Raw genomic sequence first — 21,982 nt, 5'->3', positions numbered from 1 at the left:
AGATATGGACCATACAGACGTTATTTTTCAACTAATACTTCACGGAGGAAACGCGCGGAGTCTGGCAATGGAAGCGATCGCTCTGGCTAAAAATAGAGACATGTCAGGTGCAGAGGATGCGTTGAAGCGCGCAGGAGAAGAGCTCGGTCGTGCACACCAAAATCAAACGGCCCTTATCCAAAAGGAGATAGCAGGCGAAAAGACTGAGATCAGCATGCTCTTGATTCACGCCCAGGATCATTTGATGAACGCGATAACAGTCAAGGATTTGGCTACGGAGTTTGTAGAGCTTTATAGCCAAATCCATGAAGGCAAGGAGGCAGGAGTATGAGCGGAATCAAAATTGTAACGATCGGTGGAGGGTCTAGCTATACACCTGAGCTGGTGGAAGGCTTTATTAAGCGCTACGATGAGTTGCCCGTCCGAGAGTTGTGGCTGGTGGATATTCCGGAGGGCGAGAAAAAGCTGCAAACAGTAGGCGCCCTGGCAAAAAGGATGGTAGAGAAGGCAGGGGTGCCTATCGAGATCCATTTGACGATGGATCGGCGAAAAGCACTTGCGGGCGCAGATTTTGTTACGACGCAAATGCGCGTGGGTCTGTTGGATGCGCGGATCAAGGATGAGCGTATTCCTTTGAAATACGGAGTAATCGGTCAGGAAACCAATGGTCCCGGCGGCTTGTTCAAAGGCTTGCGTACCATTCCGGTCATTATGGACATTTGTCGTGACATGGAAGAGCTATGTCCAGATGCTTGGCTGATTAACTTCACGAATCCGGCGGGTATGGTCACAGAGGCAGTGCTGCGATATACCAACCGCAAAAAGGTTATTGGACTGTGTAATGTGCCTATCGGGATGAAAATGGGTGTTGCTACTGTTTTAGGCGTCGAGCAGTCACGGGTTCATATTGATTTTGCCGGATTGAATCATATGATCTTCGGACTGGGTGTGTACCTGGATGGGGAAAACGTCATTTCCCAGGTAATCGATAAGATAACGGGCGACCAATCGGGTATTACGATGCAAAACATTTTGGACCTTGGTTGGGATAAAGATTTCATCAAAGCATTGGGGATTCTCCCTTGCCCGTATCATCGTTACTACTACCAGACCAGCACGATGCTGGAGCATGAGCTGGAAGAAGCGGAGCAGAAGGGTACGCGAGCTGAAGTGGTCAAGCAGGTGGAAGCAGAGCTATTTGCACTCTATGAAGACCCAGACTTAGATATCAAGCCTCCGCAGTTGGAGAAGCGTGGCGGGGCCTATTACAGTGAGGCTGCCTGCAATCTGATTTATTCCATTTACAACGACAAACGCGATATTCAGACGGTAAATGTTCGCAACAATGGAGCGATTGCCAGCATTCCGGATGATTCGGCAGTCGAAGTGAACTGCGTCATTACAAGAGAAGGACCGATTCCTTTGGCGGTTGGTGATTTGCCTGTTCCCGTGCGTGGACTCGTACAGCAAATCAAATCGTTTGAGCGAGTGGCAGCCGAGGCGGCTGTAACGGGTGATTACCATAAGGCGCTCTTGGCGATGAATATTAACCCGCTGGTATCGTCTGACGTGATCGCCAAAAAAATACTCGATGAGATGCTGGAGGCGCACAAGGAGCATCTGCCCCAGTTTTTCAAGCCCGTCACATAAGGATGGTACTCGTGTGAAATACAAACTCCTCGCCTTGGATGTGGACGGAACGATTTTGATGTCGAATCATACCTTATCCAAAGTAACAGAGCAGGCCATTAGCCAGTTAGTGAAGCAAGGAGTCCACGTCACACTGGCAACCGGCAGGGCATACCCATCGGCCAAATCGTTGGCGCAGCAGTTCCAGATCAGCGCACCACTTGTTTCCCATGATGGCGCATACGTTGCAGATCCCAAGACGGATCAGGTGCTGTATGTACAGCGTATTCCGTATGAGATAGCGGCGAGGATTACAGATATACTCGTATCGCATGGCTTGGATGTCATGCTGCTGCATGAGTCTTATGCTGTAACGAATCGCACGTGGAAATGGACGGACTTGTTTCCGTTGCTAAATGCCTGGACACTGCGCCAGCTCTGGAAAAATCAATACCCGCTCAAAATCCAGGCTTCGCGGTTGATAGCCGGATACGTTCGAAAACATGAAGTGTGTGCTCCGAAAATATTCGTCACGGGCGACGAGAAGCGTCTGTTGGCAGCAAGACAAGAGCTGGAGAAAGCCGAGCTTTCGGGGATTCGCGTGACGGCATCGGGCGCGAATAATTTGGAAATATTGCCTGTGGGTATCTCCAAGGCAAGCGGTCTTGCGGTAGTGAGTGAGAGACTTGCGATTCAGCCTGACGAGATCGTTGCTGTAGGCGACAATTACAATGATGCAGAGATGCTCCAATTCGCCGGAATGGGTGTGGCGATGGGCAATGCTCCTGACGATCTGAAACAGTTGGCTCGGCATGTCACGGAAACGAACGATCGGCATGGGGTGGCAGAGGTCATTGAGAAATTTTTTCTGTAAGAGGTTGTTCAAAAAGACGACTTTTTGAACTTGCATGATAAGCATTCAGACAGGAAGGGAGGCGTGAAATTGATCCGAATGAATCTGGAAGTAGCCGTGAGTGGAGGTCTCCATGCTCGCCCTGCTTCTGTCTTGGTGAACCTGCTCAATCAATACAGCTCGTCGGTCAAGATGATCTACAATGACAAGCAGGCTAATGGCAAAAGCATCCTCAGCGTAATGGCTCTGGGGGTAAAAACCGGAGATGAAATTATGTTTGAGGTGGAGGGGGCCGATGAGCAAGAGGTGGCTGCCAGTATTGAGTCCCTATTTGAAAGGAACTTTGCCATCTAACAGGGTGAAAACCACGTAATAAAGCCAGTGCCTGACGATCGGGCACTGGCTTTTCTATGTGATCCTTACGCGTGTTTGCGGAATACAACGATGACTTTGAAGTAATCGCCATCAATATCGATCGACAGCCTGCCGCCTTGCAATTCTACGATGCTTTTTGCGATAGCCAAGCCGAGGCCGGAGCCTTCGGTATGACGAGATTGATCGGCGCGCTTGAACCGTTCAAACAGTTCCTGTGCATCAAAGTCGATTTCGTAGGCGGAGACATTTTTGAACGTCAGGATGACCTCATCCTGTGTCTCTGCCAAATGGATCAGGACGCGCGTATTCGGCATGGAATACTTCAGGGCGTTGCCAATCAGATTCTCGAATACACGCCACGTTTTCTTGCCATCCAGAGGAGCGACGATCTTTGGCTGCTCCGTCGTTACGCGGAAAGTGAGCGTCGATTGCTCGATTTTATCACTGAATTCTGCAATGGATTGGTTGAGCAGGGAGGCTACATTCACTTGCTCGATATTCAGTTCCACCGCACCGCTGGACATTTTGGCTGCGTCAAACAGGTCATCGATGAGAACGCGCAGTCGATCTGCCTTGCGATCCAAGACATCGACGTAGCTCTTGCGTTCCTCAGGTGTCAAATCTTCCTGCTTGAGCAGGGTAACATAGTTGATAATCGACGTCAGCGGTGTTTTCAAATCATGGGAAACATTGGTGATCAATTCAGATTTCATACGCTCGCTTTTCATCTGCTCTTCCATCGCGTGCTTGAGACCCTTTGTGATGTTATTGAGAGAGTGCGCGAGATCAGACAACTTCCCTTTTTTTACCTTCTGGATCGTAGTGTTCAGATTGCCTCCAGCCATTTCGGAGGCACCTTGCATGATGCGGTTCATCAGTCCCAAGCGTCTAAGCGAGTATGGGAAAACCACGATCATGTAAAACATGCCATACAAAAAGCTGAAAAACAGTAAGCCGCCAGCTCCTTCGACAAGCCCGACGAATCCGAAGCCGATACTCATCCCGAACATGATAGTCAGGATGAACAACGTGGATACTTTGAAGAACATGCCACGATTGGCATAGCTTTCTTGAAGAAGGACACGTTGTCTGGCGAGGATACTCTTTTGCCATTGCTGCGTAAATCTCTCAGGTTGGTTGTACATAAGCCATGCCTCCATGAATTGTAGAAGCAGGTAAGCAGTAAACAACGAAACGAACGCAAGGGTGAAGAAATGATCACCATCAATTGGCAAGAAGAAAAAGCGCATGTTTGCGATCATAATGAAATACGTAATGCCAAGTACGAACGACAGTGCCATCCGAATATCCAACGGGATAAAGCGGAACAGTGCCATGCTTTTCGCTACAATCGGTACTTCCAACGCTTTGCTGACTGGCAAATACCAGTAGCAGAGTGCAAGGATGAGCAGAGTGCCCCCGAGTAGGACAAACTCGCCAATCAGTCGCTCCCGAATGGAATCGTAGTAAAGTGCATCTGTGTGGATCTGGCTATATCCGTCTGGTTCTTTTGGGACATAAAAGATGCCACTTAGTTGATTCAGTTGATAAGTGCGATTGATGCTTTCTAAATCCCCAATCGTATTTGGGAGGTTGATGGTATGCCGCGCATATCGGGCCAGTTCCCACTCTGTAGGTTCTTGCGGGAGATTGGTGTAAACTTTGTTGTTCTTTTTATCGGTGACATAGTACTTGAAGGAGCCACTTCGAAGGGTGAGGCTGTTTTTCCGTTCCTCGTACTCGGCATCTCTTTCGGCGATTCTGTTGTTCACCTGGTCTTGATATTGAGACGTTGCGTTAGTGATGTCTTCTTGTAAGTTTTGTGAAAGCTCTTCGGTTAATTTGGCGACTCTCTCATTGTCACCATCTCTTTTTGCTTCTTCTATCACATCTGACAGCTTGTTATTTTCTTTCATCGACCGGAGGGTTTCCTCATGCTCTTTTTTGAGCTGATTCGCTGTCTTCTCGTCGAGCTTTCCTGGAGTGTAGTCTGCATAATCTACATGAACATTTTTCACCAGCTCGGCAAATGTCTCTAATTCACGATTGAAGCCTGAGCTTTGAAAGTAATTATCCTCTTGGAGATTCTCGCGTTTATGGTACAGATCGGCCATTGTCAGGAGAGCGAGCGAAATACTCACGATCATAACAATGAGCACGGGCACCGCAAAGCGCTTATTTTTCGATTTTGTATCCAATTCCCCATACCACCTTCAAATATTTTGGTTCCTTCGGGTTAATCTCTATTTTTTCCCGTATGCGCCGTACATGGACAGCTACCGTGTTTTCCGCGTTCATATAAGGCTCTTTCCAGACCCGTTCATAAATTTCCTCGATTGAAAAAACGCGGCCCTTGTTTTCCATCAACAGCTCCAGGATTTTGTATTCGGTAGCTGTCAGCCTGACCTCGTTACCGTCAATCGCTACATTTTTTGTGCTTTTGTTCAAGGTCAAGCCGCGTACCTGAATCTCATCCTCTGTCATTTGAGCGCTTCCCAGATTGGTAAAACGTCTTAACTGAGATTTGACCCTGGCGATCAATTCCAAGGGATTAAAAGGCTTCGTCACGTAGTCATCGGCACCGATGTTGAGACCGAGGATTTTATCGGTATCCTCTGATTTGGCAGAGAGCATGATGATCGGGATGTTTTTTTTCTGGCGAATTTGAAAGGTGGCGGTCATTCCGTCCATTTTGGGCATCATGATGTCCATCAGGATGAGTTGGATCTCTTCATTCTCCAGTACTTCCAACGCTTCCAGTCCATTGCTAGCCTTGAATACGGTCATGGATTCATTTTTGAGATAGATTTCGATTGCGTCGCGGATTTCAGCCTCGTCGTCGACTACGAGGACTTGATATTTGGTCATGATTCTTCCCACCTTATGAATGCATTCATGGTACTATCTTAACGCCCAGCTCTAACAAAACAGTAATGAAATGTCTTACAAATTTCTTAATAAACCGTGTTCAGGAAATGCTAGCTGATAGGATCGAGCCGATAAATAAGGTAAGATGTGAGAAAGAATACGAGAAAATTGGTGATGGCTTTGCTGGAATGGACAGGGGAGAGAATCATCCCCAAGCTGTTAAAACCTACGAATGGCATGCTGCTGGAGCATATAGCCAGATATTATTTTGCCGCTCCTTATGTAAAAGGTCGAGTGCTGGATATCGCTTGCGGTACTGGCTACGGATGTCATATGATCGCAAAGGATCGAAAACGAGAGCTGACGGAATTGATCGGAGTCGACAACGATGGGGCGACGATATTGTACGCCGATCGGGAATACAACCATCAAAAGATTACGTATCAGCAGGGTGACGCGCTTGATCCGGCGCTTCCCGAGCAATTAGGGTTGTTTGATACGATTTTGAGCTTTGAGACTATTGAGCATGTCGCAGACGATTTGCTGTTTATGGATAACTTGTACCGGATGCTGAAACCAGGTGGTACGCTTGTGCTGTCCAGTCCATTTGGCAGAGGGCGGGGCATGCAGACGAGTGAGCCCTTCCATGTTCATCAGTTGACGCCGGAAGAGTTCGCGGAGCTGTTTGTACGCTATTCTGACGTGGATATGTACTATCAGAGAGGCGTTACGTTTGAAAAAACACCTCGCGATGGCATACGGTACTTTATCGGCATGGCAGTATGTACGAAATAATTTTACGGGTTGATTAAAGAATGGAGATGGCGAAACTGGCTGATTTTTTGAGATTGGGAATACATAAGGAACTGATAGATGCTCTGCAAGCAAACGGGATTACCGAGCCTACACCGATTCAGGAAAAAGCAATTCCTGTTGTGCTGGAAGGAAAAGATGTAATCGCGCAAGCACAGACAGGAACAGGGAAGACACTCGCATTTGTCCTGCCGATCTTGGAAAACGCGGATCCACAAGCGACGCATGTTCAGGCGTTGATTCTTACTCCTACGCGGGAGCTTGCCTTGCAAATTACGGCAGAGGTAAAGAAGCTGACGGAAAAGCTGGAAGACATCCAAGTACTCGCGGTTTATGGAGGACAAGATGTCAATCAGCAACTGAGAAAGCTGAAAGGAAAAATACATGTGGTCATCGCGACACCGGGCCGTTTGCTGGATCATCTGCGAAGAGGGACGATCGATTTATCACAAGTTTCGATGTTTGTCCTGGATGAGGCGGACCAAATGCTTCATATGGGTTTTTTGCCTGAGGTAGAAGATATTATGGCAAATACGCCTTTTGAAAAACAGACCTTGCTGTTTTCGGCCACCATGTCAGAGCAGGTGCAAGCACTTGCGAAGCGCTTTATGCAAAAGCCGGAAAACATCAAAGTGCAGGGCAAGCGAATTACGTTAGATGATATTCGCCAAATTGCAGTGGAGACCACAGATCGTGCGAAGCAAGCTACACTGTGCCGTCTGCTGGATGAACAACGGCCGTTTCTGGCGGTGATCTTTTGCCGAACAAAGCGTAGAGCCAGTAAGTTAAATGCAGAGCTACAAGGTCTCGATTATATGTCTGACGAGCTGCACGGCGATTTGTCACAGGCGAAGCGCGAGGATGTCATGAAGCGTTTCCGCGAGGCAAGAATTCAGTTTTTGGTTGCAACGGATGTGGCAGCGCGCGGGCTTGATGTAGAGGGAGTTACGCACGTTTTCAATTACGACATTCCAGAAGATGTAGACAGCTATATACACCGGATCGGTCGAACGGGACGAGCCAAGGAAAAAGGAACGGCGTTCACGCTGGTGGCGGGGAAGGATTGGGGGCAACTCAGGGAGATTGAAGAAGGGATCAATCTGTCTCTGGAGCGGCGTGAAATGGATCGTGGAGAGTTGGGCGATCAAAAGAAACAGACACGACAGCAAAGGTCTGAGGCTGATCGATCCGGGAAGGACGAGCGTCGCGGGGACAAGCAAGGTAGAGGCAAAGGGAAGCCGTCTGAGCGAAGTCAGCAAGGCTCTGGGGAACGCAGAAGAGATGGGGAAGGGCGTCAACAAAAGAGCGGCGGTTTCGATCGCAAGCCGAAGGAACGTGACCGAACAGCAGGCGGTTTTGATCGCAAGCCGAAGGAACGTGACCGTGCAGCAGGTGGTTTTGAGCGCAAGCAGAAGGACGGTAACCGAGCAGCAGGCGGTACTGGACGTAAGCCGAAGGACGGTAACCGTGCAGCGAGTGGTTTTGATCGCAAGTCTAGCGGCTCTAGCAAGAAGCCAGTACCTGCACAACGCAGTTCAGCCCGTCCGAATGCAAAACCAGGCAAAAGGACAAGCTCTGCTCCTGCTAATCGTACTTCTCGCAAAAAATCCAGATAGCAATCCAAGCAAAAAAAGACCGTTCCAGCCAACGAAAGGCGGGAGCGGTCTTCCTTTTTTTATGATTCGGGAAATACCCGTGAACGTGTGAGGAAGCGTACCCCCTCAGGTCCTTCCAGCGAAAACATTCCGCCACGCCCATTCACGACGTCAATGATGAGCTGCGTATGCTTCCAATACTCATACTGCGCTTTGCCCATGTAGAACGGGCAGCCTCCGATCTCCCCCAACAGGACGTCCTGCTCACCCACGAGAAATTCTCCGAGCGGGTAACACATGGGGGAACTGCCATCGCAGCAGCCCCCTGACTGGTGAAACATCAGGTCACCGTGTTTGGCGCGAAGCCGTTCAATTAATGCCAGTGCAGCATCTGTTGCGAGCACTTTCTCCGGCTGGCTCATTGATCAAAAGAAGCCCAGAGCTTGATCGCTGTAGCTGACCAGCAGGTTTTTCGTTTGTTGGTAGTGAGACAGCATCATTTTGTGATTCTCGCGGCCGATACCGGACATTTTGTAGCCGCCAAATGCTGCGTGAGCCGGGTAAGCGTGGTAGCAGTTGGTCCAGACGCGGCCAGCCTGGATTTCGCGGCCCATGCGGTAAGCTGTGTTCGTGTCGCGTGTCCATACACCAGCACCCAAGCCATACAGCGTATCATTTGCCATGGCGAGCGCTTCTTCTGTATCCTTGAAGGTCGTTACGGAAACGACCGGACCGAAGATTTCTTCCTGGAAGATGCGCATCTTGTTGTGGCCTTTAAAGACAGTTGGCTGGATGTAGTAGCCGCCCTCGAGATCACCTGCAAGCTGTGCACGAGCGCCGCCAATCAGGCATTCCGCTCCTTCTTGTTTGCCGATATCCAGGTAGGAGAGGATTTTTTCTACCTGCTCCAAGGAAGCTTGTGCGCCGATCATCGTATCTGTATCGAGCGGATTTCCTTGCTTGATATTGGCTACCCGTTGCAGGGCACGCTCCATGAATTGATCGTAAATGCTTTCGTGAATAAGCGCACGGGATGGGCATGTGCAAACCTCGCCTTGGTTGAGCGCAAACAGTACGAATCCTTCAATTGCTTTGTTAAAGAAAGCATCGTCTTTTGCAGCTACATCCGGGAAGAAGATGTTTGGCGATTTTCCGCCCAGCTCCAGCGTCACTGGAATGATATTTTGGGAAGCGTATTGCATGATCAAGCGTCCTGTCGTCGTTTCACCTGTAAAGGCGATTTTCGCGATGCGGTTGCTTGAAGCGAGAGGTTTACCCGCTTCCAGACCGAAGCCGTTTACGACGTTGACGACGCCAGGCGGGAGCAGGTCGCCGATCAACTCCATCAGCACCATGATGGATGCAGGTGTTTGCTCTGCTGGCTTGAGGACGACGCAGTTTCCCGCAGCCAAGGCTGGAGCCAGCTTCCATGTAGCCATGAGGAGCGGGAAGTTCCACGGAATAATTTGACCAACGACACCGAGTGGCTCATGGAAATGGTAAGCGACCGTATCGTTATCGATTTCAGCGAGTGTACTTTCTTGAGCGCGGATGGCTCCGGCGAAGTAACGGAAATGGTCAATTGCCAGCGGGATGTCGGCCGCGAGTGTTTCACGAACAGGCTTGCCGTTTTCCCACGTCTCTGCGTTTGCCAGCATCTCCAGATTTGCTTCCATCCGATCCGCGATTTTTAACAAAATATTCGCGCGCTGTGCAACAGAGGTACGACCCCACGCGTCTTTTGCCTCATGGGCAGCGTCCAGTGCCAGTTCAATATCTTCGGCTGTCGAACGGGCTACCTCGCAAAAGACCTTGCCTGTTACAGGTGATGCGTTTTCGAAATACTCACCTTTCACTGGCGGAACCCAATTACCCCCGATGTAGTTTTCATAACGATTTTTGAAAGTCACCTTGGAACCGACTTGGCCGGGCTGAGCATAGATCATTGCGAGCGCCTCCTCATTTATCACATATTTCTTTACAGCCCTCTCTAAAAGCAAGTCTCGTACCAACGTGAAAAAGCTCGAAATGACAGCGTTTTCTGGAGTGGCTGAGCGGAGAAATTGTTCCATAATGGATCATGTAGTGTTCCGTATTGGGACAAAAGAGTGGATAGCTGTCGGAAAATGACCGAGGGCGGGAAATACAGTGAAAATGACGAATTAGACAAGCATATCAAGACGCAAAGTGCGAGAATCGGGTACTATGCGCTTATGGTGCTGTCTGCTGCGGTCCTGTTTCTGTCGGAAGGGGTTACCGCACTCAATTACATTCAAAATATTCCGTTGGCAGTCGTCGTCGGTTTGACGTTCATTGTGGCGCCGATTACGGAATTTTTCTATTCGCGGAAGTTCAGATAAATAGCAGCCAGTCGGACAAATGTGCTCGTGGTTCGACTGGTTTTTCTATAGCAAAGACTCTCATGCTATACTGAGAAGGAATGATTTTTGGGGGAGGGAATCGTGTTGTCGACGATTGTTCAGCAATCTTGGAAGCGCTGTCAGGAATCGAACCTCAAGGTTACGGAGAAGGCCAATGATCAAATCATTTCTGCCCGACGAATCAAAGAAATCATTCAGGATAATCACCCTCTGATTCGTGAAAGTCTCCCGCTTTTTAACAAGCTTGCTCCCTTTTTGTTATCGACAGAGCACATCGCACTCTTGTCTGACCGGGAAGGAAATATTATTCAAACGATTGGGGACCCGGTCTTCGCCAACCAGGCACAAAAAGTACAGCTACAAATCGGAGCGAACTGGACAGAAGACTATAAAGGAACCAATGCGATTGGGACAGCACTGATCGCACAACAGCCGATTCAGGTACAGGGAGAGCAACACTACTTCTTGGAAAATCGCTTTCTTACATGCTCAGCGGCACCTATTTTTTCACCTGCGGGTGAGCTGTTGGGCATCATTGACATTAGTACGCGTAAAGAATATTCCCATCCGTTTGCCCTAACCATTGCTTGCATGATCGCAGAGGCTCTGCAAAACCGCTTTTTGTTAGCAGATGCAGAGCGCGTGATTGCCTTACCGACTTTATCACGCCCAGAAGATAGTCGAGGAAAGCTGGCACTCGTCGGCTTGGATCGGGACGAGCGTATCGTGGGCCTAAATGAGGCCGCGCAGCAGCAGCTTGGAAAGGAAGCCTTGGGAACAAGAGTCAGTGCGGAGCAAGAGCGTGCTGGTCGTCATGTGAAAGATCATCGCCCGCGTTTTTGGTCTGCGGCACCCAAAGAAAAGCTGAAGCCGTTTCCGCGTCTAGCTGGTTCATGCCCGCTCTTCTTGCAGGCAAAGATGCTCGGACAAAAGGCAGCGCAGGTAGATTTTCCTGTGATCATTTTGGGGGAAAGCGGTACGGGCAAAGAGCTGTTCGCTCAAATGGTCCACGAGACAGGTCCGCGTGCACATGAGCCTTTTATCGCAGTAAACTGTAGTTCAATTCCAGAAAATTTGATTGAGAGCGAATTGTTTGGATATGAAAGTGGGTCATTCACAGGGGCACATCGGGAAGGAAGGATCGGAAAGTTTGAAGCGGCGAAAAAAGGCACGATCTTTTTGGATGAGATCGGGGATATGTCTTTGCGTGCGCAAGCGGCACTTTTGCGCGTTTTGCAGGAAAAGGTCGTTACTCCGGTGGGGAGCAATCAATCCCGCCCCATTTATGCGCGGATCATTGCTGCTACGCATCGAAACCTGTCAGAAGAGATCAAGGCGGGACGTTTTCGGGCTGACCTGTACTACCGGCTCAAAGGGGTCTCCATTCATTTGCCGTCATTGAAAAAGCGCAGTGATATCATCCAGGTGGCGGAGCATCTATTGCAGCAGATCGACACAGAACAACCGTACATGCTCACCACTGAGGCACAGGACAAGCTGTGTGCTTATTCATGGCCGGGCAATATCCGGGAACTGCAAGGCGTGCTGATTCAAGCTGTGTTTTTGGCAGAGGGGGACACCATTGATTGCGATCACATCCAGCTAGAGGGATTGATGGAAGCCGATACGCCTGAGTCTTCGGATCATGCCATTCCTTCGTTGCGTGAAACAGAGAGAAAAGCGATCAAAAAGGCACTTGAGAAAAGTGGCGGTAATGTCAGCAGGGCGGCCAAAATGCTGCAAATCGGTCGAAATACCTTGTACCGCAAAATAGAAGAATACCAGATTGGGGCAGCGATCCATCAGGAAGAGTCATAATGGATGAAACGAGATAGCTTGGCGTGAACAAATGTTGCAATGCGTGTTGCAACATTTTGTTGCGTTGTTTTGCAATGTCACCAGACGAGTGAGGCATGGAGAGAAACGGATGGCAGACTTTTATCCGGTCAGGGGTATGATACCGAGCTTGGCATTAATCATGCAAGTGAATAGTGTTTCATAAAGTCAAAAAATTTAGATTTTTAGGAGGGAGACTGTTGCTTCACTATTCCATTGCAGTAATTCCAGGAGACGGAATCGGTCCCGAGGTCATGGAAGAAGGCCTGAAAGTGTTGGGAGCCATTGAAGAGAGTCACGGCGGCATTCGGTTTGCTCGTGATGTCATGGATTGGAACTGTAGCTACTATCTCCAACACGGCAAAATGATGCCGGAGAATGGACTCCATATTTTAAAAGACTATGATTTGATTCTGCTTGGTGCAATTGGTGCGCCCGAGGTTCCAGACCATGTCTCTGTGTGGGAGTTGATCTTGCCGATTCGGCGTGCATTCCAGCAGTATGTGAACCTTCGCCCGGTCAAGCTGCTCAAAGGTCTGGAAAGCCCTCTTCGCTATAAGGGGCATGCCGATCTCGATTTCGTCGTGGTACGGGAGAATACAGAGGGTGAGTACTCCAATATGGGCGGGCGCATGCACCAGGGGACACCGTACGAAATGGCGGTGCAAAACAACGTATTTACCCGGTATGGCACAGAGCGCATTCTCAAGTATGCTTACGCACTGGCGGAAAAGCGTTCGAAAAAGAGCGTGACCGCAGCGACGAAGTCCAACGGTATCAACCATTCCATGCCGTTTTGGGATGAGATCGTCAAGGAAGTCAGTCAGGAATACCCAGGTATCCAGACTAATCTGTATCATATCGACGCACTCGCTGCCTATTTCATCACGCGACCAGAAACGTTTGACGTTGTTGTCGCGAGCAACTTGTTTGGAGACATTTTGACCGATCTCGGAGCGGCGATCGTCGGTGGTTTGGGCTTGGCCCCTTCCGCGAACATCAATCCGGAGCGCAAGTATCCATCCATGTTTGAGCCCATTCACGGCTCTGCGCCAGATATCGCGGGGAAAGGTATCGCCAATCCGATCGCACAAGTATGGAGCATCGCCATGATGATGGATCATCTCGATCTGCCAGAGCTCAGTGCTGTCATCATGAACGCCATCGAAAACGTGTTGCAAGATGGCAAGGTGCTCACTCCTGATCTTGGGGGGACGGCGACAACAATAGAATTGGGAGACGAAATCGTTCGCTACATCTATCAAACAACGAGATAAATATAAGGGAGGAAGAGGACATGGAAGCGAGATCGTATGATTTGTACATCGGTGGAGAATGGGTGAAAACCGAGAGCTACATTCCCGTCCTTCACAAATACACGGGCGCGTGCATCGCTCGAATTGCCAAGGCAGAGCAACAGCATGTAACAGAAGCGGTGGAAGCTTCGTGGGAGACGTTTAAGGCGGACAAATTAACTCCTTTTCAACGATACAAAATCTTGCTGAAAGCCTCTGAGCTAATGGAGGAGCGCCGGGACGAGATGGAACAATCCTTGATTCGCGAAGTGGGCAAAACGCGCAAGGACGCGATGAATGAGCTGGATCGGACGATCAATACACTGCGCTTGTCGGCAGAGGAAGCCAAGAAAATTCACGGGGAAATGATTCCGCTGCAAGCAACAGAAGGCTCGGAAAACCGTCTGGGCTTTACCATTCGGGTGCCAAAGGGAGTAATCGGTGCCATTACGCCGTTTAACTATCCCTTGCTGCTCAGCACGCACAAGATCGCGCCAGCGCTAGCCGCAGGAAATACGCTGGTGGTTAAGCCAGCTACAGTCACGCCTATCGCAACCTTTCTGCTGGTGGAGATCCTGGAGGAAGCGGGCTTGCCAAAAGGCTATGTAAATATCGTGACAGGCGCAGGCAGTCAGGTAGGGGAATGGCTGCTGGATGAAGAGCGCATCGCCATGTACACCTTTACCGGGTCAGGAGAAGTCGGTCGCCGCATCAAGGAGCGAAGTGGCATGCGTCCTGTTGCGCTGGAGCTGGGCAACAACTCTCCCAATATCGTGCACCTCGATGCAGATTTGGAGCTGGCAGCCCGTCAAACAGCCGCCCGCAGCTTTCACAATGCCGGTCAAGCGTGCATTGCTGTCCAGCGCATTTACGTGCATGAATCGGTTATGCAAGCGTTCAGTGACTTGTATATCTCGCATGTAAATCAGTTGAAGGTAGGGAACCCGGAAGATCCGGACACGGATGTCGGACCGATGATCAGTGAAAAAGAAGCGAGTCGTACCGAGGAATGGGTACAGGAAGCGATTAGCCAAGGGGCCAGATCACTCTTGCCTGTCAAACGGGAGGGAGCTCTCTTCTATCCCGCTGTGTTGGTGGATACAAGGCCAGAGATGAAGGTGGTTTGCCGGGAAGTGTTCGCGCCCGTCGTCACGATCATTCCATACAATGATCTTGATGACGCGTTTGCACAAGCCAACGATTCGGAGTACGGGTTGCAGGCGGGGATTTTTACCCGAGATTTGAACGTTGCGATGAAAGCAGCACGCGTGTTGGAGTACGGTGGCGTGGTGATCAACGACGTATCGACCTATCGCAATGACGTCATGCCATACGGCGGAATCAAAAACAGCGGACTGGGCAAGGAAGGTCCGCGTTACGCAGTCGAAGAGATGACGGAAGAGCGAATGGTGGTGATCAACCTATGAATGGGCAACTTTTGCAAGGAAAAACGGCGATTGTAACAGGGGCAGCGTCAGGAATGGGCAAGGCCATTGCGAAGCTTTTTGCGAATGAGGGAGCCAACGTCATCCTGGCTGATTTGAACAAGGAGGCGGCAGTAGCGGTCGCTCAAGAGCTACCACATGGAAAAGGTCATGCAGTGCAAACAGATGTGGCAGACGATACGAGTGTTGCTGCACTCGTAAAGGAAACGCTCGAAGTGTACGGCTCGATCGATGTCCTGGTCAACTGCGCGGGTGTTCCCCAAGCGTTTACCCCTATTGAGGAGCTGACCTTGGAGCAGTGGGATCGGATCATGTCTGTGAACACGAAGTCGATCTTTTTGACGACAAGACATGCGGTGCCTCACATGAAGGAGAAGGGCAAAGGCAGCATCATCAACATCGCTTCGATTGCCGGAATTCGCGCACGTCCGGGACTGAATGCGTACTGCGCGTCCAAGGGGGCTGCTATCATGTTGAGCAAGGCACTGGCGATTGAGCTCGCTCCTTTTCAAATCAGGGTCAATGTCATCAATCCAGGGCCGGCAGAGACACCGATGCTGGGTAAGTTTATCAATGGAGATGAAGCGGAAGTAGAGGCCGGGAAAAAAGATATTTTCATCAGCAGTGTACCATTGGGCATGTTGATTCAGCCGGAGGATATCGCGCAGGCGGCCCTTTATTTGGCTTCTGATCTATCCAAAATTGTCACGGGCGAGGTCATGAATGTAGACGGTGGAAGAGGGATCTAGTAAAATGAACTAAATTTTCATATTATTTAAAAAACAAAAAGAATCAACAGGGGGTACTATCGCATGTTTCGGAAGAAGGGAAGCTTCGTGCTAGCGAGCATCATGTCTGTGTCTTTATTTCTGGCTGGGTGCGGAGGTGGTCAACAGACTGCCCCGCCTGCGGGACAAGCCGGGGGGACTGAAGCACCGAAAAGTGACGGACAAAGCTATGTATTCAAAGCAGGGCATTCACTGACGGAGGATCATCCATACCATTTGGCATTGAAAAAAATGGCCGAGGATGTCGACAAGCGCTCGAACGGAAAAGTGAAAATCGAGGTGTATCCGCTGAGCCAGCTAGGAGCGGAGCGTGAATTGACAGAGGCGCTGACCTTTGGAACGGCGGATATGTCGATTACCTCGACTGCGCCCGTGATGAACTTCCATCCAAAGCTGGGCGTGCTGGATCTCCCGTTCTTGTTTGACAGCCGTGAGCAGGCGTACAAGGTGCTCGACGGACAAGTCGGGCAGGACATCCTCAAGGATTTGGAAAACGCCAATCTGGTTGGGCTGGCTTGGGCTGAAAACGGCTTCCGCCACATTACGAACGGCTCGAAGGTGATCAAGAAGCCGGAGGATGTGGCAGGGTTGAAGATACGCACGCAGGAAAACCCGATCCATCTGGCAGCATTCGAAGCTTTGGGAGCGAAGCCGACCCCAATGGCTTGGACAGAGGCCCTGACGGCGCTGCAACAAGGAGTGGTCGATGCCCAGGAAAATCCGGCGATTGTCGCACAGACCTACAAGCTGTATGAATCCAAGCAAACACAAATGGCCTTGACCGGGCATGTTTATTCAGCGGCGATGATCTTGTTCAGCAAGCCTGTATGGGATAAGCTCCCGGCAGATGTCCAGCAACTTCTTGCCGAGGAAGCCAAAAAAGCGGGACAGTACGAGCGTGAGTTGATGATCAAGATGGAAGAAGAGGCCATTTCCACTATTAAAGCAAAAGGTGTAGTCATTACCGAGGATGTGGATAAGCAAGCTTTCCGCGATGCAATGAAGCCTGTCTATGACAAGTTTTCCGGGCAGTTCGGCAAAGAGCTGGTGGATCAAATTGTAAATACAAAATAAACGGCAGAAGGGAGACGAGCCACTCTGGCTTTTCTCCCCTTTTTCCTGCGAAAGGAGATTGTGTGTGGGCAACCTTGTTTCCAAAATAAACAGCATCCTTCGTTTTTTCATTATTACCCTGCTGGCTATTATGGTGATCGCTGTCTTTCTGCAGGTGCTTTTCCGTTTTTTGCTCGACCAGCCCTTGGCATGGACGGAGGAATTGGCTCGGTATTTGCTAATCTGGATCACATTTCTGGGATCAGCGTACGCGATGTCGATCAAAGCACACATCGGTACGGAATACATTCAAAAGTACTTGTCCCCTCGTATGAACAAGGTGGTGCTGGTTATTGCCGCTTTGTGTAGCCTGGTTTTCTTTCTCGTCATGGTTCAGCAAGGCTACTTGTTATCTGCGAGAAGCATGACACAAACCTCACCCACTCTGCTCGTTCCCATGGGCTATGTATACATGGTGATTCCGATCAGCGGTGCCTTACTCATCATGAACGTGATCCATGTGACATGGAAAGACATTACCGGGAAGGAGTGACCAGATTGTGGGTACGATTTTGTTTTTAACACTGTTGGTGCTCCTGATCTTAAACGTACCGATTGGGGTGGCATTGGGGTTATCTGTCGTTGTCGTGTTTATGCTGGAGGGAAACATCCCTCTGCTGGTTGTCATTCAAAAAATGTTCAACGGGACAGATTCCTTCCCACTGATGGCGATTCCGTTCTTCCTCTTGGCAGGAAAGCTGATGGAAACAGGCGGAATCTCGGCTAGGCTGATTCGTTTTGCGAATACAATTGTCGGGAACCTGCCTGGAGGATTGGCAATCGTGGCGGTGATGGGTTGTACTTTTTTTGCAGCGATATCGGGTTCTTCTGCTGCAACAACGGCAGCCGTAGGGGGAATTTTGATCCCGCACATGGTCAAAAAAGGGTATAATATCCGGTTTTCAGCGGCCTTGCATGCAACAGGGGGAACGATCGGTGTCATGATTCCTCCGAGCGTGCCGATGGTTTTGTACGGGGTAGCAGCGAGTGCCTCGATTAGCGACTTGTTTATTGCCGGGATTGGACCGGGGATTCTCGTAGCGATCTCACTGATTCTGTACTCGTATTGGATTAGTAAGAAAAACGGCTGGGGTGGCGGAGAGAAGCATACACCCAAAGAGATATGGGAGGCATTCAAGGACGCCATTTTGGCGATTCTCATGCCGGTCATTATTCTTGGTGGTATATACGGAGCTATTTTTACTCCGACAGAAGCGGCAGTGGTAGCCGTAATTTACGGCCTAGTTGTCGGGCTTTTCGTCTACCGGGAGATCAAGTGGAAGGACTTGGGGGAAATATTCGCGGGCTCTGCCAGCATGACAGCAGTCATTATGCTTATTATCGCGACCGCCAATGCTTTTGGTTACCTGATGACGAGGGAAAACATCCCGCAGGAAATTGCGCAATTCATGCTGGGGATTACCGATAGCACGATCATTACGTTGCTCATTATTAACATCTTGCTGCTCATTTTGGGGACGTTTATGGAAACGGCGGTTACGATCATTCTCCTGACGCCGATCCTGTTGCCGATCACGAATTCTTTGGGCATCGATCCGGTGCTATTCGGGGTGATTATGGTCGTCAACTCCGCGATCGGTATGCTGACTCCACCGGTTGGGATCAATTTGTTGGTAGCAGGAAATATTGCGAAGCTCCAGAATACGGAGATTGAGCGAGCGGTGATCCCATTTTTGGTCATCATGATCGTCGACTTGCTGCTCATCACCTACATTCCTGAAATCAGCTTATTCCTTGTCAACTTGAGCAAGTAACGGAGGGGGAACCAACGTGGATTACAAGCAGGCGTTAGTGGGATTGCTGGGGGAAGAACGAGTATCGACCAACCCCACTATACTGGAGCATCACAGTCATGATGAATCGTATCATACCCCGCATCTTCCGGATGTGGTGGTGTTTCCGCAGACGGCAGAGGAAGTCAGTCAAATCATGAAGCTGGCCAACGAAAAGCGCATTGCGGTAACGCCGTTTGGCTTGGGGACCAGTCTGGAAGGCCACGCGATTCCATATGCGGGCGGAATTAGCATGGATTTTTCCCTGATGAACCAAGTGCTGGAGGTGCGACCGAAGGATTTTCTCGTGAGAGTTCAGCCTGGTGTGACGCGCACCCAGCTCAATAAAGAGTTGAAAAAGCACGGATTGTTTTTCTCCGTCGATCCTGGCGCGGACGCGACTTTGGGTGGAATGGCTGCTACAAACGCCAGCGGGACAACCTCTGTTCGCTATGGCGTGATGCGTGATCAGGTTCGCGATCTGGAAGTGGTGACGGCAGATGGACGTATCATCCGTACAGGGAGTATGACATCCAAATCCTCCTCAGGCTACCATCTTACTGGACTGTTTGTCGGGTCGGAGGGAACGCTTGGTGTATTCACGGAGCTGACCTTGCGTGTTTACGGTATCCCTGAGGCGACAACGGCGGCACGTGCCAGCTTCCCTTCCGTGCAGGATGCCGTCGATACCGTCGTGGATATTCTCGGAGCGGGTATTCAAGTAGCGCGAATCGAGCTAGTTGATGAACGTTCTATCCAACAAGTGAATCTATACAAAGAAACGAGTTACCCGGAAGCACCAACGCTGTTTATCGAGTTCCACGGCAGTGAACAAGGGCTTGCGTATGATATCGACTTTGCGCAGAACATCGCGGATGGGCATGGCTGCACACAGTTTCTTTTTGAAACCGATTCGAAGGCGCGGACGCAGCTCTGGGACGCTCGTCATAACCTGGCATATGCCTTCCTGCACAAATCCCCCGGGAAAAAGCTGATGGTGACAGATGTTTGCTTGCCAATTTCCGAGCTGGCAGGAGCTGTAGTGGACGCGCGGCAAGCCATTGACCGCGCTGGACTGGATGGAGCGATTGCAGGGCATGTCGGGGATGGGAACTATCACGCTATCCTGATGATCGACCTGAATGACCCCGAAGAAGTGGCGCGTGCCGAGGAAGTAAATGCCCATCTGGTGGAATACGCATTGAGTCGGGGAGGAACCTGCACCGGAGAGCATGGTGTGGGTGTGGGGAAAATCAAATATCAGCGCAAGGAGCACGGGGAAGCACTGGACGTCATGCAAGCCATGAAGCATGTGCTGGACCCGAATGGCATTTTGAATCCGGGAAAAATTTTCGGGAAGTAACAGAGAGCCTGCATTCTGAACGTTTGTCGGAATGTGGGCTTTTTCTTTTGCGTAATGTGTCGAAGAGGAGAGGAGAAAGGATGATGATGCAGAATGTAGAAGATTGGTAACTGGTGCATTACATTCTGGTGTGGCAGGGAGGCAAGTATGAAGTCTATTGTTGAAATTGCCAAGAGTGCAGGTATCGAAGAACAGCATTTGGAGCTATACGGAAAGTATAAAGCCAAACTATCAGATGAACTATGGGAGCAAGTGAAGGATCGCCCTGATGGCAAACTGATTCTTGTTACAGCGATGAACCCCAATCCGGCGGGAGCAGGCAAGACGCTCACGACGATTGGTCTGTCACAAGCATTAAATTATCTCGGGAAGAAAACAATTGCAGCGCTTCGCGAGCCGTCCTTGGGTCCTTGCATGGGGATCAAAGGAGGCGCAACCGGAAGCGGCCAAGCACAAATTCTCCCGGCTGATGAAATTAACATGCATTTTACAGGGGACATTCATGCGATTACTGCTGCTCATAACTTGTTGGCAGCGATGATCGACAATCATATTTTCCATGGCAATCTGCGCGGGCTCAATCCAAAGAAAATCGTCTGGAAACGGGCTATGGACATGAACGACCGCGCACTGCGTAACATCGTGGTTGGTCTGGGTGACGGCAATGGAATGACGCGTGAGGATGGCTTCATGATTACGACCGCGTCGGAAATCATGGCGATTTTATGCTTGAGTGAGAATTTGGCAGACTTGCGCGAGCGATTGAACCATATCATTATTGGCTACGATTTCAATGATCAGCCTGTACGGGCAGAAGAAATCAACGCGGTCGATGCGATGTGCGTTCTCTTGAAGGAAGCCATCAAGCCTAATCTCGTACAGACAATCGAAGGCACTCCTGTCATCATTCACGGCGGACCTTTTGCCAATATCGCGCATGGGTGCAGCAGCGTAATCGGAACCAAGATGGCCTTGAAGCTGGCAGATTACGTCGTAACAGAGGCGGGCTTTGGTGCGGATCTAGGTGCAGAGAAGTTTTTTGACATCAAGTGCAGAAAAGCAGGCCTGACTCCATCGGCTGCTGTCGTGGTCATTACGGTTCGTTCGTTGAAATACAACGGCGGGGTAAAAGTACCTGACCTCGCAGTGGAGAACTTGTCTGCTCTGGAAAAAGGCTTCGAAAACGTCAAGCGCCATCTGGAAAACCTGCAAAAGTTCGGTGTGCCAGCAGTGGTGGCGATCAATCATTTTGCGACAGATACCCAGGCAGAGGTCGATGCCGTAATTGCGTTGTGCCAAGCGGCTGGAGCTGAAGCAGCCCTTTCTAAAGTGTGGGCAGAAGGAGGAGCTGGCGGTGTCGAGCTGGCTGAAAAAGTGACCCGTGCAGCAGAGCAGCCTTCCTCCTTCCGATTCTTGTATGAGGAAAACCTCAGCATTAAAGACAAGATTGAGACTGTCGTGAAAGAAGTATACCGTGGATCAGGGGTTGTCTTTTCGCCGCTGGCATTGAAAACGATGCAAAAGGTAGAAGAAATGGGCATGTCCCATCTGCCTGTGTGCATGGCGAAAACACCTTATTCCTTTACGGATCGCGCTGATCTGCTGGGAGCACCTGTTGACTTCACGATTCAAGTGAGTGAAGTGCGCATATCAGCAGGAGCTGGTTTTATCGTCGCACTGACCGGAAGCTTGGTTACGATGCCAGGCCTCCCGAAAAAGCCGGCCGCGGAATCGTTATATGTAGACGAGGATGGGCAAGTGATCGGGTTAAGCTAATCAAAAAAGTTTGACAAAAAGCTGACGACTGTAAAAGGTTGTCAGCTTTTTTGTGTTTT

At 50.1% G+C, this 21,982-nt stretch carries 20 protein-coding genes; 16 read left to right on the top strand and 4 right to left on the bottom strand.

What is annotated here, in order from left to right; genetic code table 11:
• The first annotated feature begins 4 nt into the window (after positions 1-4).
• The 4 genes from ASG16_RS04750 (at position 5) to ASG16_RS04735 (ending at position 2,836) form a co-directional block, all read left to right on the top strand.
• Positions 5-331, top strand: a complete 327-nt coding sequence (locus ASG16_RS04750) for a PTS sugar transporter subunit IIA (RefSeq protein WP_048035261.1) — start codon at positions 5-7, stop codon at positions 329-331.
• Positions 328-1,650 carry a 6-phospho-beta-glucosidase gene (locus ASG16_RS04745; RefSeq protein ID WP_056489169.1) on the top strand — a complete coding sequence of 441 codons (1,323 nt, stop codon included), beginning with the start codon at positions 328-330 and terminating at the stop codon, positions 1,648-1,650. The genes ASG16_RS04750 and ASG16_RS04745 overlap by 4 nt, the downstream gene beginning before the upstream one ends.
• Positions 1,651-1,663: 13 nt before the next feature.
• Positions 1,664-2,503 carry a Cof-type HAD-IIB family hydrolase gene (locus ASG16_RS04740; RefSeq protein WP_056489171.1) on the top strand — a complete coding sequence of 280 codons (840 nt, stop codon included), beginning with the start codon at positions 1,664-1,666 and terminating at the stop codon, positions 2,501-2,503.
• A gap of 69 nt (positions 2,504-2,572) precedes the next feature.
• Positions 2,573-2,836: an HPr family phosphocarrier protein gene (locus ASG16_RS04735; RefSeq protein WP_048035997.1), complete on the top strand. Its 264-nt coding sequence runs from the start codon at positions 2,573-2,575 to the stop codon at positions 2,834-2,836.
• 65 nt (positions 2,837-2,901) lie between these two features.
• On the opposite strand, the gene ASG16_RS04730 is transcribed toward ASG16_RS04735, so the two are convergent.
• A complete protein-coding gene (locus ASG16_RS04730) occupies positions 2,902-5,055 on the bottom strand; it encodes a sensor histidine kinase (RefSeq protein ID WP_056489173.1) in 2,154 nt (717 codons plus the stop codon).
• Positions 5,033-5,725: a response regulator transcription factor gene (locus ASG16_RS04725; RefSeq protein WP_048035257.1), complete on the bottom strand. Its 693-nt coding sequence runs from the start codon at positions 5,723-5,725 to the stop codon at positions 5,033-5,035. Before ASG16_RS04725 ends, ASG16_RS04730 begins: the two co-directional genes overlap by 23 nt.
• 174 nt (positions 5,726-5,899) lie before the next feature.
• Here ASG16_RS04725 and ASG16_RS04720 point away from each other — a divergent pair, with 174 nt between their 5' ends.
• On the top strand, positions 5,900-6,520 hold the full coding sequence (locus ASG16_RS04720) for a class I SAM-dependent methyltransferase (protein ID WP_198674184.1): 621 nt from the start codon (positions 5,900-5,902) through the stop codon (positions 6,518-6,520).
• A 20-nt stretch (positions 6,521-6,540) separates the two neighbouring features.
• Positions 6,541-8,154: a DEAD/DEAH box helicase gene (locus ASG16_RS04715; protein WP_056489175.1), complete on the top strand. Its 1,614-nt coding sequence runs from the start codon at positions 6,541-6,543 to the stop codon at positions 8,152-8,154.
• 59 nt (positions 8,155-8,213) lie between these two features.
• Here the strand turns inward: ASG16_RS04715 and ASG16_RS04710 are convergent, their stop codons facing one another.
• On the bottom strand, positions 8,214-8,555 hold the full coding sequence (locus tag ASG16_RS04710; RefSeq protein WP_056489177.1) for a DUF779 domain-containing protein: 342 nt from the start codon (positions 8,553-8,555) through the stop codon (positions 8,214-8,216).
• Positions 8,556-8,558: 3 nt separating this feature from the next.
• Positions 8,559-10,079 (bottom strand): aldehyde dehydrogenase, encoded by a 1,521-nt coding sequence (gene adh / locus ASG16_RS04705; RefSeq protein WP_056489179.1) that lies wholly within the window; start codon positions 10,077-10,079, stop codon positions 8,559-8,561.
• Positions 10,080-10,259: 180 nt separating this feature from the next.
• On the opposite strand from adh, the gene ASG16_RS04700 reads away from it, so the two are divergent.
• From ASG16_RS04700 to ASG16_RS04655, 10 genes are all read left to right on the top strand, one after another.
• On the top strand, positions 10,260-10,493 hold the full coding sequence (locus tag ASG16_RS04700; RefSeq protein ID WP_056489181.1) for a hypothetical protein: 234 nt from the start codon (positions 10,260-10,262) through the stop codon (positions 10,491-10,493).
• Between the two features lie 105 nt (positions 10,494-10,598).
• Complete coding sequence (locus tag ASG16_RS04695; protein WP_056489323.1) at positions 10,599-12,332, top strand: sigma-54-dependent Fis family transcriptional regulator; 1,734 nt, start codon at positions 10,599-10,601, stop codon at positions 12,330-12,332.
• A gap of 218 nt (positions 12,333-12,550) precedes the next feature.
• Positions 12,551-13,627, top strand: coding sequence for a tartrate dehydrogenase (locus tag ASG16_RS04690; RefSeq protein WP_056489182.1), 1,077 nt, complete (start codon positions 12,551-12,553; stop codon positions 13,625-13,627).
• A 20-nt stretch (positions 13,628-13,647) separates the two neighbouring features.
• On the top strand, positions 13,648-15,072 hold the full coding sequence (locus ASG16_RS04685; protein WP_056489185.1) for an aldehyde dehydrogenase family protein: 1,425 nt from the start codon (positions 13,648-13,650) through the stop codon (positions 15,070-15,072).
• Positions 15,069-15,839, top strand: coding sequence for an SDR family oxidoreductase (locus ASG16_RS04680; RefSeq protein ID WP_056489187.1), 771 nt, complete (start codon positions 15,069-15,071; stop codon positions 15,837-15,839). The genes ASG16_RS04685 and ASG16_RS04680 overlap by 4 nt, the downstream gene beginning before the upstream one ends.
• A 63-nt stretch (positions 15,840-15,902) precedes the next feature.
• Positions 15,903-16,952, top strand: a complete 1,050-nt coding sequence (locus ASG16_RS04675; RefSeq protein ID WP_048035246.1) for a TRAP transporter substrate-binding protein — start codon at positions 15,903-15,905, stop codon at positions 16,950-16,952.
• A 64-nt stretch (positions 16,953-17,016) separates the two neighbouring features.
• Positions 17,017-17,484, top strand: coding sequence for a TRAP transporter small permease (locus tag ASG16_RS04670; RefSeq protein ID WP_056489189.1), 468 nt, complete (start codon positions 17,017-17,019; stop codon positions 17,482-17,484).
• A 7-nt stretch (positions 17,485-17,491) separates the two neighbouring features.
• Positions 17,492-18,766: a TRAP transporter large permease gene (locus tag ASG16_RS04665; protein ID WP_056489191.1), complete on the top strand. Its 1,275-nt coding sequence runs from the start codon at positions 17,492-17,494 to the stop codon at positions 18,764-18,766.
• Between the two features lie 16 nt (positions 18,767-18,782).
• The gene (locus ASG16_RS04660) at positions 18,783-20,147 is read left to right on the top strand and encodes an FAD-binding oxidoreductase (RefSeq protein ID WP_056489193.1); all 1,365 of its coding nucleotides are present in this window, start codon (positions 18,783-18,785) and stop codon (positions 20,145-20,147) included.
• Between the two features lie 147 nt (positions 20,148-20,294).
• Complete coding sequence (locus tag ASG16_RS04655) at positions 20,295-21,923, top strand: formate--tetrahydrofolate ligase (protein WP_056489195.1); 1,629 nt, start codon at positions 20,295-20,297, stop codon at positions 21,921-21,923.
• The last annotated feature ends 59 nt before the right edge of the window (positions 21,924-21,982 follow it).

Origin of the sequence: Brevibacillus sp. Leaf182 (assembly GCF_001423865.2) — a bacterium.
GTDB classification, from domain to species: Bacteria; Bacillota; Bacilli; order Brevibacillales; family Brevibacillaceae; genus Brevibacillus; species Brevibacillus brevis_C.
This window is presented reverse-complemented; position numbering and strand designations above follow the sequence as displayed.